Here is a 22161-nt window from a genome sequence, read left to right on the forward strand (position 1 = left end):
GAAGTAATTACCGTACATGGAGAAGGGATTGTATAGCCCATGGCGCATAAAGAACAACGCAGCAGGAGCAAACGGAACTATATCCTCATGGGTGTAGCCCTGATTGCCCTGCTGGCAGGAGGAGGAATTGTTATCAATCATTTTGCCAATGAATCATCCAAAACACTTGTATTTCAAGAGGAACCGGTACGTCTGAAGCTGGATCAGTCCTATGATCATTTTGAAGGCTGGGGCACGTCACTTGCCTGGTGGGCCAACGATCTTGGCGGATGGAAAGATCAGGCGAAGGTGAGTGAAGTGATGGATCTGGTCTTTGATCCGGAGAAAGGATTAGGTCTGAACATCGTTCGGTACAATATTGGCGGTGAGGAGAATCCGGAGATGAAAGCCCTCCGTCCCGGCGGGGATGTACCTGGCTTCCAGCCTGAGCCTGGAGAGTGGGATTGGGAGGCTGATGCAGGTCAGCGGGCTGTTTTACAGGGATCGATGGAACGCGGGGTGAACATTGCCGAAGCATTCTCCAACTCACCACCTTATTGGATGACGATCAGTGGATCGGTTACAGGAGCCGTGGATGGCGGCAATAATCTGCGTGACGATCAGTATGATGCATTTGCCGATTATCTGACCGAAGTTGTGAAGCATTATCGGGACGAGTGGGGGATCACCTTCCGCACACTGAATCCGCTTAATGAACCTTCCTCTGACTGGTGGAAGAAAGGCAATATGCAGGAAGGCAGTCATTTTACCAATGAGAAACAGGCCGAGATTATCAAGAAAGTCGCTGCATCGTTGAAGAGCAAAGGACTGGACGGAACTGTCATTAGTGCTGCAGACGATAACAGCATTGATGAAACGGTGTTCAATTTCAACCTCTATGATCAGGATACGCTGGACGTAATCCAGCAGATCAATACCCACTCCTATAATGGTAGCAAAATGGAAGAACTGCGCACATTGGCAGAACGCCATGGCAAGAAGCTGTGGATGTCCGAGTACGGCACAGGCGGCAGCGAGCCGCACAGTCATGAGGATATGACCTCGGTACAAGAACTGGCAGAGCGGATCATGTTTGATCTGAAAATCATGCAGCCATCCGCCTGGGTATACTGGCAGGCCGTTGAAGATGAAGGGGCCAATAACAATTGGGGCTTCATTCACGCCAATTTTAACGGAGAAGAGCAGTATGAGATGACCAAACAGTATTATGGTATGGCCCAGTTTACAAAGTTTATTCGTCCCGGTGCAACGATTATTCCAACGGATGGTGGACGCACGATGGCAGCCTATGACGCGGAACGTCAGAGACTGGTGCTGGTGATTCGTAATGAATTGTCAGCGGGAACAACGGCTTTTGAACTGGAAGGGTATACGTATGGAAAATCATCCACTGCCCAGGTGTACCAGACTTCACCGGATCGGAACATGGAACAGCTTGAAGACATTCCGGTGTATGCCAACGGACTTGAAGTGCCTACGGCAGACAATTCCATCACAACGGTTGTACTGGAAGGCGTAACGTTGCAGGCGAAGTAATAACAGCGATTGGAAGGTTATTCTGTCATCTTAGTGATAGTGTGAATATGAACAATATCATTTTGAACTAATCATTTACACAGAAACGAAGAGGACAGAAATAACTTGAAGAAGCGGAGCGTGCGCCTTTATCACCGGATTTTCCCTTTGAGAAAAGGGAATCGAAAAATCTGGGGATAACAGCGATCGGAAAGTTGTTCTGTAATCGTAGTACCCGTGTAAATCGCTTTTAGTTTAACGGAGATAGTTCACCTTATATTGAATGAATCACAGGGCATATGAAACTAAATACAGAGAAGGAGGGGATCACTTTGACAGAGAAAGCATCCCTTTTGCTACAGGAACAGGAGAAGAACATCGCCAGGGCTGAGAATGGTGTTCAATCTGAATTAACATACGATGCACGCAGCTTTTTCTTAAATGGAGAGCGTGTATTTCTGAACAGTGCCACGATCCATTATTTCCGTATGCCGAAGGAGGAATGGCGTGAAGTTCTGCTGAAGGCAAAGCTGGCAGGCATGAACTGCATCGACACCTATTTTGCGTGGAATGTGCATGAAGCGGAAGAAGGACAGTGGTCCTTTGAAGGGGACAACGATTGCGGAGCATTTCTGGATTTGTGCGCAGAACTGGGCATGTGGGTCATCGCACGTCCGGGTCCGTTTATCTGTGCGGAATGGGATTTTGGCGGTTTTCCATACTGGCTTGGTACAAAGAACGGCGTGAAATTCCGGGAAAATAATGAGACCTATCTGCAATATGTAAATTTGTATTTTGACCGGATTGTGCCCATTATTCGGGAGCGCCAGTTATCAGCCGGGGGCACGGTCATTCTTGTTCAGGTGGAGAATGAATACGGGTATTTGATGGATGACGCCGCAGCAAGTGACCATATGAATACACTGAGAGATGGATTGTTACAACGGGGAATTGATTCTACGCTGATCACTTGCGTTGGCGGGGCGGAAGGCACGATTGAAGGGGCTAATTTCTGGTCGGGGGCTGACGGGCATTATGAGACTCTCCGCGCCAAACAGCCGGACACCCCGAAGATGGTGACGGAGTTCTGGACCGGATGGTTTGAGAATTGGGGAGGACCTTCGGCCATTCAGAAGACGGCACCTTTGCTGGAGAGACGCATCATGGAGATCCTGCGTGCCGGGTATACCGGAATCAGCCATTACATGTTCTACGGCGGCACCAATTTTGGTGGATATGGCGGCAGAACAATGGGCAGCAGTGACATCTTCATGATTACTTCCTATGACTATGATGCACCGCTGAACGAATATGGACGGGTGACACCGAAATATACGGTAACCAAGAATCTGTCCTATTTCGTCCATGCTTTCGGAGCCCTTCTGATGGAAACAGAGGAAATTCCGGAAGAACAGATCGTTGTACGTCATCCTGAAGGCATATCTGTACGAGGCAGACAGGCGGATAATCAGAAGATTTGGTTCCTGGAGAGTCACAAGGATGAACGCGAGACGATGCACATTACGTTGGAGGAAGGCCGGACTCTTCCGGTATCGCTGAATCCGGGACAGATTGTTCCATTGTTGGATCGAGTACAGATTGCCGAACAGGTATACCTGACTGCGGGTACGTTGATTACGGGCAATGAGGTGATCAACGGAGAATTAACCCTGTTCATCGTGGCATCTGCGGGGCAGCGGTCCGTTGTTGAACTGGAAGCTGGGGCATTGAACGTCACAGGTAGCACGGTGCAAGTGCTGGTTGAGCATGATTCAGCAAGGAACGTACACCGCCTGGATCTGTTCCATTTCCAAGAGCCTGGCATGATCCAACTGGAAGCAAACGGCACACCAATCCGTTTCGTCATTCTGGATCAAGAGACGATGAATCGAACATGGCGATTGGAAGCAACCAATCAGAAGGGATTACGTTATGCAATCGGGTTCGGTGACGTGGACGTGTTGCCATCGGGTCAGGTCAAGGGCATGATCACGGATCCGGATCGCACGATTACGCTGCTTGGTGACTGGACAGATGGAGAACGGACATTAACGGGTCATGAGTTCTTTGCCAGCGAGGAGTCTATCAGTGGAATACAGCTGCAGCTCCCATGGACACCGCCAATCGCACCAACATTGTCTGCTTCGCCTGAGCTGTCTCGTATTACGTTAACTGCGAAGCAACGCTCGGCAAGTGGACAACCAGAAGACTTTTCCCAATATGGCCAAGATTTTGGTTATCTATTGTATGAATGTGATTTCGAGAGTCCAACTGAAGGAATGAAGAGTCTCATTTTGCCGGATATCCAGGATACTGCCAGAATCATCGTTAACGGTGTTCAGCAGGCATTCGTGCGTCAGGTAGGGGCAGCAGGTGTGCAATTGCAGGTGGCCCAAGGGAAGAATACACTTCAGATTCTGGTGCAGCATATGGGCAGATTGAACTTCTCTCCATATTTGGGTGAGAGCAAAGGTCTGGCTGGTGCGGTGTATCTGGGTGGTCAAGTTCAGGATATTCGTCGGGATTGGCATATGGAGAGTGGACTTGTACATCTTGATGAGGTGAACGCTATACATGGGGCGCCACTTCTGAGCAGAAGCTTTAAGCTGGATGGCATGGATCGGGCGATTCTTGTGGGTGCCTTGAGCAAAGGTCTGCGTATCAATGGCATCGAAGTTCCGATGGAGGGATATCAGGATTGGTTTGCCTTCCAGACGTTAGACATATCCCTGTATATCAAGCCCGGAGAGACAAATACACTGGAAATGCCGTATAGCCGTTCATCCCTGAATCGACTGGAGATGATCACGTATCCAAGTCATGGAGAACTGAAGGATTGGCGTATGGCAGGAACGGAGGCATTACTTCCGCAACAATGGGAGAGTTCAGAGGCAGTGCATGGAGTGGTCCAACGTGGAGTACAGGGGGCAATCCAGCCTACGGCACAGCTTGGTATCGCCGAAAGTGGCAATTGTACTGCCAATCTGGTGACCTCTACTTCAGATGAGGGTATGTCGAGTGTTACGGTGAGCGAGAAGGCTCACTCTGCATCTGATAACTTTCAAGTACATGATTCGTACATTCAGCCCACTTGGTACCGCTGGCGTTTCGCGAAGCCTGCTATTTCCGAGCACCACAAAGTGAATTTGATGCTTCGCCTGACCGGGATGAGCAAAGGCACCATTCACCTGAATGGACATCATTTGGGTCGTTACTGGCAGATTGGCCCGCAAGAGGATTACAAAATTCCAGTAGCTTGGCTACAGGAAGAGAATGAACTGCTTTTGTTCGATGAAGAAGGCAGAACGCCAGAACGGGTACGATTCCTGTTGGATACGCCATCCCGTTATCCGTGGGTTGTCGTGAAATAGCTCATGTATTGATTGTTAGCGATGACTGTAACGAGATAGTTCGAGTTTGAAATAGCCTTTTATAGAAATGGACCACTAGAAAATAGCAATAGCAATAGCATCACATCACGCAAAAGTTTATTTTTTACCGCAGTCATACCACCTCATTTCCGCAGTCAAGATAACCCCATGTTCAGAGTCTTCGGATTCAATCTTGGGAGTGAATTGGACTAAGGGAATGGGGGAAACTGTGGTGATCCGCTATGTACAATGAGCAAAGAAAATATTTATAACCTTATTAATTGTAACCGTTTACATAACTGATAATTGTTCATCCATGATCTGTGAAGGGAGTGATGCTTCATGTAATTGGAATTGGAACAGGTAGCTGTAAGGTATGTTAAGTCTAATTTATTATTTCATTCGATCATGGATAAGGAGATGACCTGATGTTAACGAAGAGGAAAGACGCAGCAAGAGGATTCAGCGGTTTCAAAGCCGGAATGATCCTGCTGCTGGGAACATTACTTCTATTAACAATGTTATTCCCCAATACAGCGAGAGCAGCAACAAGTGTCTATACGATATCAGCTTTTACAAACACCAGTGAGTCAAATATGTATATCTATGAATCGTATAATGCGACCCATTATGGTTTGCTGAAAGGGCCAGCCTATACACCTCCGGCCGATCTGATTCGCGATCCCAGCATTATGAAGCACACCGATGGTCTATATTACGTCGTCTACACCACGAACTGGTCGGGTAACACCATTGGCATCGCCTCCAGCCCGGATAAGGTGAACTGGACATTTGTCCGTAACATTACATTATCCACACCGACCACAATCGCACACACCTGGGCACCAGAATGGTTCAAAGACAGCAACGGCAGTCTGAACATTATCGTGTCACTCTCACCAGGCAACTATGAGAATTTCAAACCATATGTCCTCACAGCTTCAGGCAGCAATCTAGCGTCTACCTCATGGTCTGCACCTACTGAACTGGCGGGCATTGCTCCCAATTATATCGACACGTTTATCGTGAAGACAGGCTCAACCTATCATGCGTTTACCAAGAACGAGACCACCAAATACATTGAATATGCGACAGCCACTTCGCTAACGGGTCCTTATACCTTTAAAGGCACAGGGGATTGGGCAGGTTGGGGCTCTTGGGTGGAAGGCCCGGCGCTTGTTCAGCTGGATAATGGTTCATGGCGAATCTACTTTGACGGCTATGCGACACAAAAATATTATTACAGCGACTCTGCTGACAACTTCCAGACTTGGGGTGCCAAACAAGAGATTGCAGGTCTTACCGGACTCGTCCGGCATATGACTGTATTGAAAGAGTCCGGACAGCCGGGTGATATCCGTAAGCTGGAATCATTCAACGTGCCGGGCAGCTTCATTCGTCATTACAACTATCAGGCCCGAATCGACGCCAATGTGAGTCCAACGGAAGATGCACAGTTCCGTATCGTTCCCGGGCTGTCGAATACAACAGGCATTTCGTTTGAGTCCATGAATTATCCGGGTTATTTCCTGCGCAATAATAATGGCAACATCGCACTCGTGAAAAATGATGGCAGTGCTGCGTTTCGAAATGACGCCACGTTCAAACGTGTCAATGGACTTGCTAACGCCAGTTGGACATCGTATGCCTTGTTTAATAACCCGAACCTGTATCTGAGACATTACAATAATGTGTTGAAATTGGAAACTGTCGTTACTACACTCGACAAGTCAGACGCGACCTTCCGAGAGGTCGCACAGTAAGAGGTGTTCTTGTTTCGAAAAATTCTAAGGAGTGAAGTAGATGAAGTGGTTAAAACGAATGGGTTCGCTGCTGTTGGCAGGAAGTCTGCTAACAAGCAGTCTGGGTCTGGGTACAGAGGTATCTGCTGCAGGAGCGTACACGGCTGTTGCCGATCCATCGAAGCAATATCAGACGATGGAAGGATGGGGGACATCGCTCGCGTGGTGGGGCAAAGTGGTTGGAGAATATTCCAATCGGGATGAGTATGTAGAGAAAATGTTTAATGCAAATACCGGATTGGGACTGAACATCCTGCGGTACAACATCGGAGGCGGGGATAATCCATCATCCAATATCCTCGAATATCGCAAAGCCGTTCCTGGGTACCAGCCTTCTCCCGGCGTGTATGACTGGAGTGCAGATGCAAACCAGCGATATATGTTGCAAGCTGCCAAAGCGCAAGGTGTGAATGTTATTGAAGCTTTTGCGAATTCCGCACCTTATTGGATGACGATCAGTGGTAATGTGTCCGGTTCGGCCAGTGGTGGGAACAACCTCAAGCCCGATTACTATGATGATTTTGCGGATTACTTAACCGAGGTTGTGAAGCATTTTCGGGATAACTGGGGCATCACATTCGATAGTGTAACTCCGCTGAATGAACCGATCTCGACGTGGTGGAAGCAGGGCAATGACCAGGAGGGCATGCACTTTGACCGGGCGGATCAGAACACCATTCTGAGTCAGGTACAAGCTTCGTTGAATGCGAAGGGCCTGTCCACAAAGCTGAGCGCACCGGAAGAATACAGCATCGATGATACGAATGTGTCATTTAACAGCTACAGTAGTGCGGTGAAATCAGCAATTACTCAGATCAACACCCATACGTATGGCGGAAGCAATCGTACGGCTTTGCGCAACACAGCGACGTCTGCGGGCAAACATCTGTGGACCTCGGAATATGGAGATGGAGATGCAAGTGGACTGACGATGTCACGGACCATCCTCAAGGATATTCGCAATATGGGCGCAAGTGCATGGGTGTATTGGCAAGCCGTGGATAGTGCAGAAGGATGGGGATTTTTCAAAAATGTGTTGAACAATACACAAACGACCAGCTACACCGTGAACCAAAAATATTATGTCATGGGCAATTACAGCAAATTTATTCGTCCTGGATACAAAATTATCGGCATGAGTGATGCCAATACGCTTGCAGCCTATGATGCAGCTTCCGGCAAAGTTGTATTGGTTACAACCAATTCGGATTCAACGGATACAACAGTAACCTATGATCTCAGTCGTTTTACGAACACAGGCACGTCTGCTCAAGTCTATCGGACTTCTTCAACGGAGAAGTTGCAGCAGCTGACGAACATTTCGGTGCAAAACAAAACCTTTACCGCTACGGCCAAGGCTAACTCGGTCACAACCTACGTCATTTCCGGTGCATCTTATAATGGGGGTACAGGATATGAAGCAGGGGCCATCTACAAATTAATCAACCGTAACAGTGGACTTGCACTTGATGTTAACGGTGCTTCTTCTACGGGTGGGGCAACGATCATCCAGTGGAATGATAATGGAGCAGCTAATCAGCAGTGGAAGCTGGAGTCGGCAGGGAACGGATATTACAACATCCGCAATGTGGGCAGTGGTCTTTTATTAGACGTAAATTCAAGTTCCACACAAGGCGGAGCCGCTCTGATTCAGTGGCAGGATAACGGGGGCAACAATCAGCAATGGCTGCCCATTGATGTGGGAGGATATGTGGTACTTGCGAATCGAAACAGTGGCCTGACGGTTGACATCAATCAAGGTTCTCTGACCGCGGGCGCCTCCACCATTCAGTGGGCCGACAATGGCGGAGCCAATCAGCAGTGGAGCCTAGTCAAAGTTAATTAGTGTGAGTGGGCATGAATTAACGCTCTTACGTGTCCTTCTTTCTTGGAGGTGCAGTGTTCTAAGCAACACTGCACCCTCTAAGAAAGTAACTATTTTAGACATACATATATTCATCCACCCGGCAGGTACTTAACGAAAACGGGATAGGGCGAACCTACTAATATCCTGATCCGTGTGCCCCGTTTGCACCAAGTCGGCTAGAATCTGTCCAATGGCACTTGCGAACTTGAAGCCATGACCGGAGAAACCGCCTGCGAGCCACACACGTTCATGGGCAGGGTGTCGGTCGATAATAAAATCTTCATCCGAAGTGAATTCATACTTGCACACACTACCCCGTTTCAATTCTCCAGCTGCCTGAGGCATATGAAGTTCCAGCAGTCTGCGCAGATCACCCTCGTCCGTTTCTTCCGTATCAAAAGGAGCGATCGTACTTCCTGGTGTCCACACCTGACCCGTATCATGACGACCCATCTTCAGACCTGATCCGCCCATGCTTGGAAAACCATAATATGTACCTTCTTTTCCTGCCAGGGTAAAACCGGGGAAATGTGCCTCGCCATACAAGGCTTCGGGTGCATCAAACCACCCCACCGTTTTACGTACAGCCTGGATTGGGAGATCGACAAAAGGTTGTAACGTCTGAAACCAGGCACCTGCGCTCAGGATGATTTGATTCGCATGGTATGTCTCACCACCTGAAGTCTGAACTGCGACGGAATGTGGTCCGTATTCAATATGTTCCACACGCGTGTGCGTTAACAAGGTGGCACCATGAGCCTTGGCTGCCTTGCGATAGGCATGAATACAACGTTCACTATACAGATATCCCGCATCAGGCTCATACATGCCCTCGTAATGCTCAGGTATTGTCATACCTGGCCAGCGTTTCATCACCTCGGCTGCGTGCAATGTTTCATAACGAATCCCTGCATCATCTGCATGGCTCAATCGATTGTGGAAGGAATGAATCTCCGGATCAACCACATTCAATACACCGGAAGGAACAAACAGTTGATCACCAGTCGTTTCCTCCAGCTCATGCCATAACTTCTGCGCAAGCAGTGCCATGGCAATATAGTCAGGCCCACCACTGTACACATGGCGCATCAGTCTGGTATCCCCATGATGGCTTCCTTCCGTGTGCGGAGGATCAAAGGCATCTATTAGTAAAGTTTTGCATCCACTGCGTGATAGATAATACCCTGCACTCATGCCCATGGAGCCGGCTCCAACGATAATAACGTCATATGATGGTGTGATAATGGCACGTCCTCTCCTTGTGGATCGTAATTCTAAACTTCTACAGCATAATGTAGTCTCTCAGTGCATTGGCAGTCAATAGAACAGTTGATCGACCTTGTCCACAAGAATGGGCCCGTGCTATATTGGAGAGATGTGAGGAGATGAGGATATGAAGCTGGTGTCCTGGAATGTGAATGGTTTAAGGGCATGTGTGACCAAAGGATTTATGGATTATTATCAGGAGAGTCAGGCGGATATTTTCTGCCTTCAGGAGACCAAATTACAAGCCGGACAGATTGAGATGGACCTGGGGGAAGACGTTTATCAATATTGGAATTATGCAATCAAAAAAGGATATTCCGGTACGGCTGTATTTAGCCGAATCAAGCCTTTATCCGTTCGTTATGGGATGGAGGAGGACAGCGAGCCGGAAGGACGGATGATTACACTGGAGTACGATGAGTTTTATCTGGTGAATGTTTATACACCTAACGCAAAGCGGGATCTGACCCGACTGCCTTACCGTCTGGAATGGGAGGACCGCTTCCGGGGATATATCCTGCACCTGGAACAGACCAAGCCCGTTATCGTTTGTGGTGACCTGAATGTGGCTCATCAGGAGATTGACCTGAAGAATCCGAAGCCCAATCTGGGCAATTCCGGCTTTACCCTTGAAGAGCGCGGCAAGATGAGCGATTTGCTTGCATCCGGGTATGTGGACAGCTTCCGCCATCTGTATCCGGATCGTACGGATGTGTACAGCTGGTGGTCTTATATGCCAAAAGTCAGAGAACGGAACGTGGGCTGGCGCATTGATTATTTTCTCGTATCCAATCAATTGGCACCTAACGTAGCGGATGCACATATTGACTGCCATGTAATGGGCAGTGATCATTGCCCGGTGGGTCTTACATTGCAACTATAAGTAAGAATCAGCTTGAGATGGAATGAGGTATGAATTTTAGAATACTAGTATAGATGAACTGCAAGTTTCCTGGATGGGAGATTTGCAGTTTTTTTGCGTTACGGGTAGGGGGTTGAAACTGGACTTTGGTTGGGGAAAGGACTGGACTCGGGATTGTTTCAATCCTGCTATTTCTTGGGTACGATTGAAACATACATATATAGATGAACCTTTGGGATAAGGGGTAGAGAAGATGAAGAAGGGGTTACGGAGAGGGTTAAAGGTGCTGGGAGGCATCATGCTTGCTACAGGACTTTTGCTGCTGGCAGGTACGGCGTATGAAGCGTATCAATCCACGCAGGATATGAAGTCCTATCCCCCGCCAGGCAAGTATTATGAAGTGAGTGGTCGCAACATGCACCTCTACACCGCTGGCAAAGGAGAGGTCACGGTGGTATTTGCCTCAGGCTGGGGTACACCGAATCCGTATGTGGATTTCAGTCCGCTGTATGACAAGATAAAATCACAGGTGAAAATTGCGGTATATGACCGGTTCGGGTATGGATACAGCGACTATACGGATGAACCTCGTGATGTCGATACCATCTCGGAAGAGATTCACCAATTGCTGCGAACATCCGGTCAACGTCCACCTTACATCATGGTTGGCCACTCCCTGGGTGCGTTGGAGACACTGCGGTTTGCGCAAAGGTATCCTGATGAGGTGGCTGGCATGGTCATGATTGATGGCGGAAGCCCGGAGTATTACAGTCGTACAGACCTGAATACACCAGAATGGATGATGGATTGGTCCCGTTTTCTGGTGAAAACAGGCATCGCACGAACATTGCTGCAGTCGGATCACATGATGGCGTCTCTGGTCATTGATCCCAAACTGGTAACGGAACCGATGAAAAAGGCCGTCACGATATCCACGCTGAGACATGCGTACAATGACAATGTCATGGAAGAGGTTCGGAATTCCAGAACCAATGCAGCGTGTGTGCTTGAGAACAAAACCAAGTTCGATTTTCCCCTGACGATTCTGACAGCGGGTTCGGAGACGTCGGATGAGGACAGTCAGGCATGGCAGGCCGATCAAGCGGGTTTTGCTTCATGGTCAACACACGGCACACAGCTGACGGTTCCACACGCGAAACACGGTATCCACAGAAGTCAGCCGGATATTGTTGCCGCCGAAATTATAAAATTAGTGACAACGTCCAGTGACTTATGAGTAAGATGATCCCACAAACACATGATGAACAGGATGAGGAGGAGGGATGGATGAGAAAGTTTAGAGTGATTACCCGGTTCCTCTCCATTCTCGTAGCCAGTTGTCTATTGTCTTTAAGTGTATTATCTGTATCTGTGATATGGGTCAAGAATAACGTTCATGCGGTGCCTGTGATCCAGTCGTTTGAACATGATTAGCACTTGAAACGAAGAAGAAGGAGTGGTAACAGATGGTGAAGAGAAGGAATTATGTATTAGCCTGTGCGGCACTGGCGATGTTGGTGGCCTTGAGTGCTTGCAGCAGCGCAGCAGAAGAACCGACAGGTGAAACGGAGAAGGTAGACACGGAAGTTTCCTCTGGAACGGGTGAACAAGCGACCAATGAAGGTGCAAGCGAAGCAACAACAAGTGGAGTGACCGAGACGGAGGGTACAACTGCGCCAGCCGAATCGGATTCAGATAGCGGTGAGGAGGCCGCTGCTGGAACGAATGAGTTGCCTGAGAATTTGCCAAGTGACTTCCCCCTGCCGGAAGATGCAACGATTCGTTTAGCCAATTCCGGTGAGAATGAAGGCAAGCAATCGGCCATGGTGATTTTCACCACGGAACAAGATATGAAGACCGTATCCAAGCTGTATAAAGACTACTTCGATGCCAAAAAGTTGACGGATGCGGGTCAGACGATTGATGACAAAAATATTATTATTCAGGGGACTGACCCGGAAACGCAGGATGTCTGGTCCTTAATTGGAGGGGCACTGGCGTCACAGGAAGGCGTCATTGAACTGACATTAACCTGGTCCGAATCATAAGGAGAAGATAAAGGCTATTGTCCTTTCCTGCGGTCTTTCTTCTTAAAATAACGAATGAACCCCAACATGCCTTGCATGCGGAGCCGCATTATTGCTGCACCGCTGCAAGGTATTTTTATTTCGAACTGGAAACCTGACAGGTTACATGGTATGTTATATCATTATAATAGATTAATAGACAACTATAGAAGAAGACAGGAGAGGATTGAACATGATTAGAGTGGGTATTGTTGGTTACGGTAACTTGGGTAAAGGGGTAGAGAAAGCCATTTCCCAGAACGAGGATCTGGAACTGATTGCAGTGTTTACACGTCGTAATCCGGAGCAGATGGTCGCTGATAGTACAGAAGTTCGTTTTGAGCATATCTCTGCAGCGGAGCAATACATAGGTAAGATCGATGTTATGATCCTCTGTGGTGGCTCGGCAACGGACCTTCCGGAGCAGACACCAGCCATCGCCAAGTTGTTCAATACGGTGGATAGCTTCGATACACATGCGAAGATTCCTGAATTCTACAAGGAAGTGAATGCTGCGGCAGAGCAAGGCGGTCACGTAAGTGTCATTTCCACAGGTTGGGACCCAGGCTTGTTCTCCATGAACCGTCTGCTTGCACAGTCCATCCTGCCAGAAGGTAAAGAGTACACGTTCTGGGGCAAAGGTGTGAGCCAAGGTCACTCGGATGCGATTCGTCGTGTTCCAGGTGTTAAAGCGGGTGTACAGTATACGGTTCCTGTGGAAGAGGTTATCAACCGCATTCGTTCAGGCGAGACACCAGAGCTGTCTACACGTGAGAAACATCTGCGTCAATGTTACGTGGTAGCAGAAGATGGCGCTAATCAGGATGAGATCCGTGAGACGATTGTATCTATGCCTAACTATTTTGCAGATTACGATACAACGGTAACGTTCATTACCGAGGAAGAATTGAAATCAGAGCACGAAGGTATGCCGCATGGTGGATTTGTCATTCGTAGTGGAGTTACAGGTGCAGGTCAAAAACAAATTATCGAATTTGGTTTGAAACTCGACAGCAATCCTGAATTTACAGCGAGCGTACTTGTGGCGTATGCAAGAGCCGCACAACGTTTGAGCGTGGAAGGGCATAAGGGAGCGAAAACGGTATTTGATATTCCGCTCGGTCACCTGTCCCCGAAATCGGCTGAAGATCTTCGCCGTGACTTGTTATAATTCTGATTCTTTTCGGTAGTTCGTTTCAATAACAAACAGCTCGTCCCTGGATAGTATAGGGCGAGCTGTTTTTTTGTTTTTTGCTACGCCCAGTGTGAGGGCATGTGAAGATGATCCGGTAACTTGGTATTCGCATTACCTTTGGCTGCATTAATCTGCGATTGCGTGAGGAAGATGCCACCTCTCAGGTCTGCACCGCCCAGATCTGTATCCCGCAAGTCTGCACCAATCCAATCAGCATTTCGTATATCTGCATGTTGGAGGTTGGCTGCAATCATTAAAGCCCCTCGGAAGCTTGCGCCCCGCAGGTCAGCCCCTTTTAAGTTGGCACCGAAAAAGTCACTTCCGGTACGTTTTTTACTCTTCTTCGACTTCCCTTGTCCATGAGCGGCGGCTGGCACATTCGCACGTATCATTTCACTGGCCTGAACCAAGAGTTGATTCACCGAGGACCGATAATGAACGATGTCCAGACGCAGGAGGGCCGCAGGCTCCAGATTGCTCAAGCGCTCGATCTCCTGGTACAACTCCTCGAATGCCGAGTGAAGGGATGACGTCTCCGGTCTCATCATCATTTCCTTCATATAACTGAGCAACTCGTGAATTTGTCGCAAGGCAGGCAGACAATCAAACATCTCCTTTGCAGACTCCGGATGATCTCGCCAATCCTTGCCCGCGTAGGTCACTTGAGACAGCTTCTGTCCGGCTCCGAAACAGTCATACACCGTACAGCCTTTGAACCCTTTCTGCCGAAGCTGGGTATGGATACCGCAGCGATTGTCCGTGCGCAGATTGGGACAGGGTGTGCCGCTGGCCTTTTCAAAAGCAAAATCAGATGACTTGCCATAGGGCAAGGCAACACAGCACAGGCCAAAACATTGCTCGCAGTCTGCACTCAGATGAGGACTCGCAGTACTGACAAATGGTTGGTTAGACAATGTAAACACTTCCTTATACGAGTACAAATAAATGGAATTACGTCTGTACCACTTTACCATTGCCCTGCGATTAGAGCAATTAGAGACAATGAAAAAAAGGCGTTTACCCAAATAAGATGGGAACGCCTTTTAATCGTGGAGAATCAAAAATTAAACTACACCTTGAGCGATCATGGAATCAGCGACCTTGAGGAAACCGGCGATATTCGCTCCGGCTACGAGGTTGCCTTCACAGCCATACTCTTCAGCAGCTTCCACACAGCTGTTGTAGATGTTCTTCATGATGTCATGAAGCTTGGCGTCTACTTCTTCAAATGACCAGGACAACCGCATGCTGTTCTGTGACATTTCAAGAGCAGACACGGCTACACCACCAGCATTAGCCGCTTTGGCTGGACCAAAAAGTACGCCCGCGCCGTGGAAGACATCAATGGCAGCCAGGGTGGAAGGCATATTTGCGCCTTCGCCAATGGCTTTCACGCCACCTTTAACCAGAAGGGCAGCAGCTTCTTCATCGATCTCATTTTGCGTCGCACACGGAAGAGCGATATCGCAAGGAATAGACCAGATTCCTTCACAGCCTTCGGTATATGTAGCATGCGGATGTTCTTTGATGTATTCACTGATGCGAAGACGATCAACCTCTTTCAGACGTTTCACGGTATCCAGGTTGATGCCTTGTGGATCGTATATGTAGCCGCCTGAATCACTGCATGCCACCACTTTGGCTCCAAGCTCCTGAGCCTTCTGAATAGCATAGATGGATACATTACCAGAGCCAGAGACAACAACTGTGCTGTCCTGGAAGCTGAGGTCTTTGGATTGCAGCATTTCCTTCACGAAGTACACACAGCCAAAGCCAGTGGCTTCCTTGCGTGCCAAGCTTCCTCCGTACAGCAGACCTTTTCCTGTCAACACGCCTGCTTCATGACCGCCATGGATACGTTTGTATTGACCGAACATGTAACCGATTTCTCTTGCGCCTACACCAATGTCACCTGCCGGTACATCCGTATCGGAACCGATATATTTGTACAGCTCTGTCATGAAGCTTTGCGTGAAGCGCATAACTTCCAGATCCGATTTTCCTTTGGGATCGAAGTCAGAACCGCCTTTGCCACCGCCAATGGGCAGACCGGTTAATGCATTTTTGAAGATCTGTTCGAAGCCAAGGAACTTGATGATGCCCGAGTATACGGAAGGGTGGAAGCGAAGTCCGCCTTTGTAAGGACCAATGGCACTGTTGAATTGCACCCGGAATCCACGGTTAACCTGAACTTTGCCCTGATCATCTACCCATGGGACACGAAATGTGATTACACGTTCGGGCTCGACAAGCTGTTCCAGCAGACTATGGTTCCTGTATTTGGGATGTGCTTCAATCACAGGAATAAGGGAATCCAGAATTTCTTTGACAGCTTGATGAAACTCGTCTTCATGCGGATTTCTGGCGACAACTGACTCATAGACAGAATGAACATATTCTGCGGCAGTAACTTGAACGGACTCTGTGGTTTCTTTTGTTATCGTGGACACTTTTTCAATGCACTCCTTTATTGTGTTAAAGTCTGTAGATGCTTATTTGCATAAATTGAATAAAAGTTTGTAGTTAAATATACAGTAAAGCAAATAAAAATACGAGATGAAAAACCATAAAATGTTTTTTATGCAGTAATTAAAATGTTCTATGGATCTACCACATGATGTGAAGAATTAAGTTATTAAATGGAAGATATGACCACATATGATAATAATACAGCAAGTTAGACGAATATACTGGATTAAAATATTAGTTTTGGTAAGATGGTAAGAAGGTCTCGTATCCCGGGGTCTTTTAACAATCAGAAGGAGGACAACAAGATGATGAAGAGAAACATGCCAACCAACATGGAGAACAAGGCTTGTATAGGGGGTGAAATCTATTATGAACCATAGGACTCCACGCCATAATTGCAGAGAGAAGCTGGTGAGCCAGCTGTTTACATTCGGTGAAGAGAAAAGAACATTTCTCGACGCCTATTTCGACGTGCGTGATCCAGAGCGGATACAATTGGAAAAACAACTGTCGACATATACGGAGTTTGTGGAAAAACTGCTCCTGGGCCCTGATGAAGATCTGGACTCGGCTGTATTGATCGGCAGTCATATTGATTTTGAATATATCGATTTTCATACGTCAGATTCGTTCATGATTGTCATGCCAGAAGATACGGACCCGGATGAGGGTCGGATTTCTTTCCTCTCTCCAGTAGGGAGTCAATTACTGCTTGGCAGAAAAGGGGAAGTTAGGTCTGTTCATACACCATCAGGTTCCATGAGGATACGCATCACGGGGATTGAGTTCAGGAGCGAAACCTTGGACGGGTCGGCTTTAGGGGGTGCAGATCATGCACTTTAAAGAGACGGACTTGCCAGGAATTGGACGTAAATACTGGCTGCATACCCGTAGTGGTGAGCACTTGGTCATTGTGATTCATAACGACGAGCGACGTGACCTGTTCCATATGGAGGCAGGGGATACGCCTGAAGAGATGGGTGATATGGTATCTCTTGTGACCCTGGACGATGATGAAGCCCGGGCGGTAGCCGCTATCGTTGGTGGTATGACCTACAAGCCGAAGTTTCAGGATGAGCGTGAAGTGATGCTTGAAGGATTGTTAATCGAATGGTTACGAATTGAACCTCACGCAGCAAGCGTAGGCATGACGATTGGTGAATTGGATATCCGTCAGGCTACGGGCGCTGTTATTCTTGCTGTTGTGACCAAGGATAAGGAGAAGCATTTTAATCCAGGTCCGGATCATGCTTTTACCGCTGGAGCTACCATTGTAGTTGCCGGTGAACGGAATCAGATCAAACACCTCAAACAATTGTTAACTGATGGACGGACTTAGCCTATGGATATGCTCATATTTGAAGTGGGAATTGCCGTTGCGCTGATTACACTTACTGGGCTGATATCTTCACGATTACGATTTTCGGTCATTCCGTTCTATATATTGATTGGTATGGCTGTTGGACCACATGCACCACAGATCGGCATAGTGGATTTGCGTTTTATCGAAAGTTCGACCTTTATTGAATTTATGGGCAGGCTTGGCATTTTGTTTTTGCTATTTTACCTGGGTCTGGAGTTCTCGGTCTCCCGTCTATTAAAGTCTGGTAAAGCCATTCTGACCGGAGGCATGTTCTACGTAGGGCTTAATTTTGTCTCTGGATTACTGTTGGGGTGGTTCATGGATCTGCCCCTTCAGGAGACTCTCGTTGTCTGCGGGATCATGACCAGCTCTTCTACAGCCATTGTAGCTAAAGTGCTCGTTGATCTGAAACGCACGGCAAACCCTGAAACAGAGATTATTATGGGCATGATCATGTTTGATGACTTGTTCATCGCGATTCATATCTCCATCCTGACCGGGCTTGTGCTCAGCGGGGCAACTTCATTCTTGAGTGTTCTGCTGGTATCGCTGTCTGCCCTGCTGTTTATTGTGCTGTTCCTGATTATTGGCAGGAAAAGCATCAAATATATTGATAAGGCACTGAATATCAAGTCATCCGAGTTGTTTCTGCTTACCGTCATGACACTGCTCTTCCTGGTGGCTGGTTTCTCGGAGACACTGCATGTAGCAGAAGCCATTGGAGCATTGATGATGGGTCTTGTGCTGGGCGAATCAAGACATGTCAGTCGGATTGAACATCAGATCATGCCTTTCAAAGATTTTTTTGGTGCCATTTTCTTCTTCAGTTTTGGTCTGACCATCGAGCCGTCTTCACTTGGCGGAGCTATTGGCATGACGATTATTGCTGTTATTCTGACGATCGCCAGTAACTATGGTGCAGGCATGATCGCTGGCAGATTGGCTGGAATGAGCCCTAAGGCCTCGTTGAATGTGGGCTTTACCCTGGTCTCCCGGGGTGAATTCTCCATTATTATGGCGAACATTGGCAAGGCCGGAGGGCTGATGGCATCCATCCAATCATTTGCCGTATTGTATGTGTTAATTCTCGCTGTGCTGGGCCCTATTCTGACAAAAGAATCTCCGCGGATCTACGCAACGTATGAGCGACTAAGGAAGCGGATGAAACGAAGGGAAACGGGTTGAGTCAAATGCTGACTGTCCTTGGACAGACCGGGTATTCTGACCGTAGTGTTTAATAGGCGCCACACCATTCGGAGAGCGAAATTACTCCGGGGTGTGGCGTTTTTTTATTACTGGGAACCCATCCAATACAGGCTTGTTATTATATAAACCTCACCAAATTATGGTATGTATCCATATCTTGTGCGTGGTCATGAATGTGAAATTCCACAGGCAGGACTATAGATGTGATTTGGTAGATAGGGATTGAAAATAAAAAGTTATTATGTAAAATAATGTTATATTCAAGATTTAGCAGTTGAATAGATATTTTACACGAGAACGTAGAGGAGGAATAACCCATGAACAAGAAAAGTAGATTTCAACGGTTAAAATGGGCAAGTACGGGGATTTTGCTCAGTCTTGTATTATTTGCTCTACCTGTATCTGCTGCATGGAACGATACATATCAGGGTTACGCGACGTATACGGGCTCAGGCTACTCAGGAGGTGCGGTGTTGCTTGATCCCATCCCTGCGGACATGAAGATTACTGCACTTAATCCGTTCCAGCTTAATTATAATGGTGTCAAAGCGGCTCTAGCGGGAGCCTACCTCGAAGTCCAGGGTCCTAAAGGTAAAACCACCGTCTATGTAACAGACCTCTATCCAGAGGGGGCCAGTGGAGCGCTGGATCTCTCGCCAAATGCTTTTAATCTAATCGGTGATCCAAAGGCAGGCAAAATCAATATCAGCTGGAAAGTGGTTAAAGCCCCCATCCAAGGCAACGTCTCTTATCGGATTAAGGAAGGCAGCAGTCAGTGGTGGGCAGCGATTCAGGTTCGGAATCATAAGTACCCGGTGCTGAAGTTTGAAGTGAAACAGAAGGATGGTACGTGGCTCAATCTTGAAAAGCAGGACTATAATCATTTCCTCGGAACCGGACTGGGCAAAGAAAAACTAAACGTTCGTATTACCGATATTCGCGGTCGGGTGTTAAATGACACAATCCCGGCTCTGCCTAATGATGGGTCAGGCGGTGCATATATCGTACCGGGCAATGTACAGTTTCCCGATTGACAGATATACGAAGGTGTTATAAAAAGAAGTATGGTCATAGATGTTATTTAACCAAAGTCGTACATTGTACGGCTTTTTTGGGTACACAAAAGGGGAGAATCAGCCAGATGAGAAAAAGTTTGCCTTCATATCAGACAACACATCCCTATTGGAAGCAGTATCAGGCTTTTTTTCCCGAAGAAGTGAGACTGGGGGAGCATACGGCTCCTCAGGAAGAATGGTGGGACTTGAATGGGGTTCATCTGCATATCGATCGCTTGCCTGCACCGGAATCTCCAATCAAAATTCTGTTCATTCATGGTGCGGGAGGTAATGGCAGATTGCTCGCTCCGTATGCCCGTATGTTACAGCGACATGGATATGAGGTGGTATCGCCAGATCTTCCGCCGTATGGGTTAAGTTACGCAATGTCTGGTACACGTATCCACTATGAACTATGGATAGAGCTACTTGTGTCAGTCATCCAACGTGAATATGAGAAAGATGGCAAGCCAATCGTTGTATTGGGGAGCAGCATCGGAGGTATGCTGGCCTATCACACCAGCGTCCGTAGTAAGCACGTTAAGGGTTTGATCGCAACTACATTTGTAGATACGAGTAATCCGGAAATGCGTGATCAGCTTGCACCGAATCGTCTGGTGAGCCGGGTGGGAAAACGGATGATGGATCTGTTCCCTGGTCTACTGGACCATCTACGTATTTCGGTCAAACAGGTATCCCGGATGCAACTGATTACCAATAATCAGGACTTAACCCGACTTATTATGAATGATCCACAAGCGGCTGCTACACGCATTCCGTTGGAATTGTTACGAACATTTCTTAATAAAAAACCGGAAGTAAGCCCAGAACAGTTCAGCCAGTGTCCGGTTCTGTTGGTTCATCCTGAATTGGACCCCATGACACCGATCCGGTTCAGCCAATCTTTTTTTGATCGTCTGATGGTCGATAAGGAATGTATCATTTTGGAGGGGGCAGGCCATTTTCCGATAGAACAGCCCGGACTGAATCAGTTGGAGGTAGCGGTGCTACGTTTTTTACAACAGATTCAATAAATGAAGGACATGATATTACATGAAATACATAGTTCTCTATCCCTAGTACGGAAAACACCTCCCTTAAGGGAGGTGAATCATAATGTTTTTGATATGAATGGCACTACCGCCAACCTGAATCTGTGTAATTTCCTTGGAGCTGTCCAAAGTTAACCTGGCTCGGATCTCGGAGGGGCGGTTCATGGTGTACCCTTGTCTGATCGTGTACGTGTGATGATGAGGATCGGTAAGCTGGTTGTAATGGTATAAATAACAGAGCATGGCCCCATTGGATGTGCCCGTTGCGCTCTCTTCCGGTATATCATACAGTGGTGCAAAATTACGACATTCTGCCAGAACGTCCCTAACAACTGATTCGTGGGTAAACACATGATAACCTATGGCATGATGAGCTTTGCTTATTTCAGCGATACGCTGGAAGTCAGGATCGATTTTGGTCAGAACAGCAGCATCTTTAACAGCTATCATGATATCGGGTAACCCGGTAGACACAATCTGTACAGGTAGTTCGGAATGTAAATCCTCCATAGAAATGCGTAATGAGTCAGCAATCTGCTGACGGTCCACGATCTCCCCAAACTCCGGCAATGTCTGTGACAGATAGACTTCTCCATTGACTTGGATAACGACTTTAAGAATTCCGGCCAGTGTCTCCAGTGTATATGTACCAACATCAATGAGATGTTGTGTCTTCATTAGATAAAATAAAGCAATCGTGGCATGCCCACAGAGATCGACTTCATCATTTGGAGTGAAGAAACGTACTTTGAAATCAGCCTGATCCGATGGCATAACAAATGCAGTCTCTGAAAAACCGACTTGTCTGGCAACCTCCTGCATCTGGGATTCAGACATATGCGCTGCTTGTAAAACAACACCTGCGGGGTTTCCGCCAAGAGCCTCGTCCGAAAATGCATGTAATGTATTTACTTCAACTTCCATATCGTTCCCTCGCTTGTTCAATGATTGGATTAAGTATTGGATTAAGATTTAACATAATCGATACTCGACATTATATCACGATTGTTGAACTGGATCGTGAATCCCAGATTGCTATGATTTTTGGAATGAATAGGTCAAGTGACCGCTG

General features: G+C 47.5%; 18 protein-coding genes. 14 read left to right on the plus strand and 4 right to left on the minus strand.

Translation table 11 applies throughout. The annotated features are described in order from the left end of the window. Window positions 1–39 precede the first annotated feature (39 nt). From ACE3K2_RS16800 to ACE3K2_RS16815, 4 genes are all read left to right on the plus strand, one after another. Window positions 40–1536: a glycoside hydrolase family 30 protein gene (locus tag ACE3K2_RS16800; RefSeq protein WP_421892450.1), complete on the plus strand. Its 1497-nt coding sequence runs from the start codon at window positions 40–42 to the stop codon at window positions 1534–1536. Between the two features lie 311 nt (window positions 1537–1847). Then, complete coding sequence (locus ACE3K2_RS16805; protein WP_421892453.1) at window positions 1848–4886, plus strand: beta-galactosidase; 3039 nt, start codon at window positions 1848–1850, stop codon at window positions 4884–4886. Window positions 4887–5314: 428 nt separating this feature from the next. Continuing rightward, entirely contained in the window at window positions 5315–6649 is a 1335-nt protein-coding gene (locus tag ACE3K2_RS16810) for an AbfB domain-containing protein (RefSeq protein ID WP_421892457.1), read from the plus strand. A 40-nt stretch (window positions 6650–6689) separates the two neighbouring features. Then, window positions 6690–8534 carry an RICIN domain-containing protein gene (locus ACE3K2_RS16815; RefSeq protein WP_421892460.1) on the plus strand — a complete coding sequence of 615 codons (1845 nt, stop codon included), beginning with the start codon at window positions 6690–6692 and terminating at the stop codon, window positions 8532–8534. A 129-nt stretch (window positions 8535–8663) separates the two neighbouring features. Here ACE3K2_RS16815 and solA read toward each other — a convergent pair whose 3' ends face one another. Beyond that, window positions 8664–9797 carry an N-methyl-L-tryptophan oxidase gene (gene solA / locus ACE3K2_RS16820; RefSeq protein ID WP_421892980.1) on the minus strand — a complete coding sequence of 378 codons (1134 nt, stop codon included), beginning with the start codon at window positions 9795–9797 and terminating at the stop codon, window positions 8664–8666. Between the two features lie 151 nt (window positions 9798–9948). On the opposite strand from solA, the gene ACE3K2_RS16825 reads away from it, so the two are divergent. From ACE3K2_RS16825 to ACE3K2_RS16845, 5 genes are all read left to right on the plus strand, one after another. Continuing rightward, a complete protein-coding gene (locus tag ACE3K2_RS16825; RefSeq protein WP_421892463.1) occupies window positions 9949–10704 on the plus strand; it encodes an exodeoxyribonuclease III in 756 nt (251 codons plus the stop codon). Between the two features lie 232 nt (window positions 10705–10936). Continuing rightward, on the plus strand, window positions 10937–11920 hold the full coding sequence (locus tag ACE3K2_RS16830; RefSeq protein WP_421892466.1) for an alpha/beta fold hydrolase: 984 nt from the start codon (window positions 10937–10939) through the stop codon (window positions 11918–11920). A gap of 50 nt (window positions 11921–11970) precedes the next feature. Beyond that, a complete protein-coding gene (locus ACE3K2_RS16835) occupies window positions 11971–12117 on the plus strand; it encodes a hypothetical protein (protein WP_421892469.1) in 147 nt (48 codons plus the stop codon). 32 nt (window positions 12118–12149) lie between these two features. Next, window positions 12150–12731, plus strand: coding sequence for a hypothetical protein (locus tag ACE3K2_RS16840; RefSeq protein ID WP_421892471.1), 582 nt, complete (start codon window positions 12150–12152; stop codon window positions 12729–12731). 211 nt (window positions 12732–12942) lie between these two features. Continuing rightward, window positions 12943–13920 carry a diaminopimelate dehydrogenase gene (locus ACE3K2_RS16845; RefSeq protein WP_421892474.1) on the plus strand — a complete coding sequence of 326 codons (978 nt, stop codon included), beginning with the start codon at window positions 12943–12945 and terminating at the stop codon, window positions 13918–13920. Window positions 13921–14003: 83 nt separating this feature from the next. Here ACE3K2_RS16845 and ACE3K2_RS16850 read toward each other — a convergent pair whose 3' ends face one another. Both ACE3K2_RS16850 and gdhA read right to left on the minus strand, forming a co-directional pair. Continuing rightward, complete coding sequence (locus ACE3K2_RS16850) at window positions 14004–14858, minus strand: pentapeptide repeat-containing protein (RefSeq protein ID WP_421892477.1); 855 nt, start codon at window positions 14856–14858, stop codon at window positions 14004–14006. A 150-nt stretch (window positions 14859–15008) separates the two neighbouring features. After that, window positions 15009–16394, minus strand: coding sequence for an NADP-specific glutamate dehydrogenase (gene gdhA, locus ACE3K2_RS16855; RefSeq protein ID WP_339236569.1), 1386 nt, complete (start codon window positions 16392–16394; stop codon window positions 15009–15011). Window positions 16395–16782: 388 nt separating this feature from the next. On the opposite strand from gdhA, the gene ACE3K2_RS16860 reads away from it, so the two are divergent. The 5 genes from ACE3K2_RS16860 to ACE3K2_RS16880 all read left to right on the plus strand — a co-directional run bounded on the left by ACE3K2_RS16860 (window position 16783) and on the right by ACE3K2_RS16880 (window position 21071). Further along, window positions 16783–17256 carry a GreA/GreB family elongation factor gene (locus tag ACE3K2_RS16860; protein WP_421892480.1) on the plus strand — a complete coding sequence of 158 codons (474 nt, stop codon included), beginning with the start codon at window positions 16783–16785 and terminating at the stop codon, window positions 17254–17256. Continuing rightward, window positions 17246–17752: a cation:proton antiporter regulatory subunit gene (locus tag ACE3K2_RS16865; RefSeq protein WP_421892483.1), complete on the plus strand. Its 507-nt coding sequence runs from the start codon at window positions 17246–17248 to the stop codon at window positions 17750–17752. The genes ACE3K2_RS16860 and ACE3K2_RS16865 overlap by 11 nt, the downstream gene beginning before the upstream one ends. 3 nt (window positions 17753–17755) lie before the next feature. Beyond that, window positions 17756–18961 carry a cation:proton antiporter gene (locus ACE3K2_RS16870; RefSeq protein ID WP_421892486.1) on the plus strand — a complete coding sequence of 402 codons (1206 nt, stop codon included), beginning with the start codon at window positions 17756–17758 and terminating at the stop codon, window positions 18959–18961. 338 nt (window positions 18962–19299) lie between these two features. Next, a complete protein-coding gene (locus ACE3K2_RS16875) occupies window positions 19300–20016 on the plus strand; it encodes an expansin EXLX1 family cellulose-binding protein (RefSeq protein ID WP_421892489.1) in 717 nt (238 codons plus the stop codon). Between the two features lie 107 nt (window positions 20017–20123). After that, window positions 20124–21071 carry an alpha/beta hydrolase gene (locus ACE3K2_RS16880; protein ID WP_421892491.1) on the plus strand — a complete coding sequence of 316 codons (948 nt, stop codon included), beginning with the start codon at window positions 20124–20126 and terminating at the stop codon, window positions 21069–21071. A gap of 63 nt (window positions 21072–21134) precedes the next feature. Here the strand turns inward: ACE3K2_RS16880 and ACE3K2_RS16885 are convergent, their stop codons facing one another. Then, window positions 21135–22013, minus strand: a complete 879-nt coding sequence (locus ACE3K2_RS16885) for a PhzF family phenazine biosynthesis protein (protein ID WP_421892494.1) — start codon at window positions 22011–22013, stop codon at window positions 21135–21137. Between the last annotated feature and the right edge of the window lie 148 nt (window positions 22014–22161).

This window comes from Paenibacillus sp. (assembly GCF_048976745.1).
Classification (GTDB): Bacteria; Bacillota; Bacilli; order Paenibacillales; family Paenibacillaceae; genus Paenibacillus.

Coding starts and splice junctions, on each gene's coding strand:
- ACE3K2_RS16880 (WP_421892491.1), top strand. CDS start 20,124: ATGAGAAAAAGTTTGCCTTCATATCAGACAACACATCCCTATTGGAAG.
- ACE3K2_RS16885 (WP_421892494.1), bottom strand. CDS start 22,013: ATGGAAGTTGAAGTAAATACATTACATGCATTTTCGGACGAGGCTCTT.
- ACE3K2_RS16865 (WP_421892483.1), top strand. CDS start 17,246: ATGCACTTTAAAGAGACGGACTTGCCAGGAATTGGACGTAAATACTGG.
- ACE3K2_RS16840 (WP_421892471.1), top strand. CDS start 12,150: ATGGTGAAGAGAAGGAATTATGTATTAGCCTGTGCGGCACTGGCGATG.
- ACE3K2_RS16830 (WP_421892466.1), top strand. CDS start 10,937: ATGAAGAAGGGGTTACGGAGAGGGTTAAAGGTGCTGGGAGGCATCATG.
- ACE3K2_RS16860 (WP_421892480.1), top strand. CDS start 16,783: ATGAACCATAGGACTCCACGCCATAATTGCAGAGAGAAGCTGGTGAGC.
- ACE3K2_RS16800 (WP_421892450.1), top strand. CDS start 40: ATGGCGCATAAAGAACAACGCAGCAGGAGCAAACGGAACTATATCCTC.
- ACE3K2_RS16845 (WP_421892474.1), top strand. CDS start 12,943: ATGATTAGAGTGGGTATTGTTGGTTACGGTAACTTGGGTAAAGGGGTA.
- ACE3K2_RS16815 (WP_421892460.1), top strand. CDS start 6,690: ATGAAGTGGTTAAAACGAATGGGTTCGCTGCTGTTGGCAGGAAGTCTG.
- ACE3K2_RS16870 (WP_421892486.1), top strand. CDS start 17,756: ATGGATATGCTCATATTTGAAGTGGGAATTGCCGTTGCGCTGATTACA.
- ACE3K2_RS16810 (WP_421892457.1), top strand. CDS start 5,315: ATGTTAACGAAGAGGAAAGACGCAGCAAGAGGATTCAGCGGTTTCAAA.
- ACE3K2_RS16875 (WP_421892489.1), top strand. CDS start 19,300: ATGAACAAGAAAAGTAGATTTCAACGGTTAAAATGGGCAAGTACGGGG.
- ACE3K2_RS16835 (WP_421892469.1), top strand. CDS start 11,971: ATGAGAAAGTTTAGAGTGATTACCCGGTTCCTCTCCATTCTCGTAGCC.
- ACE3K2_RS16825 (WP_421892463.1), top strand. CDS start 9,949: ATGAAGCTGGTGTCCTGGAATGTGAATGGTTTAAGGGCATGTGTGACC.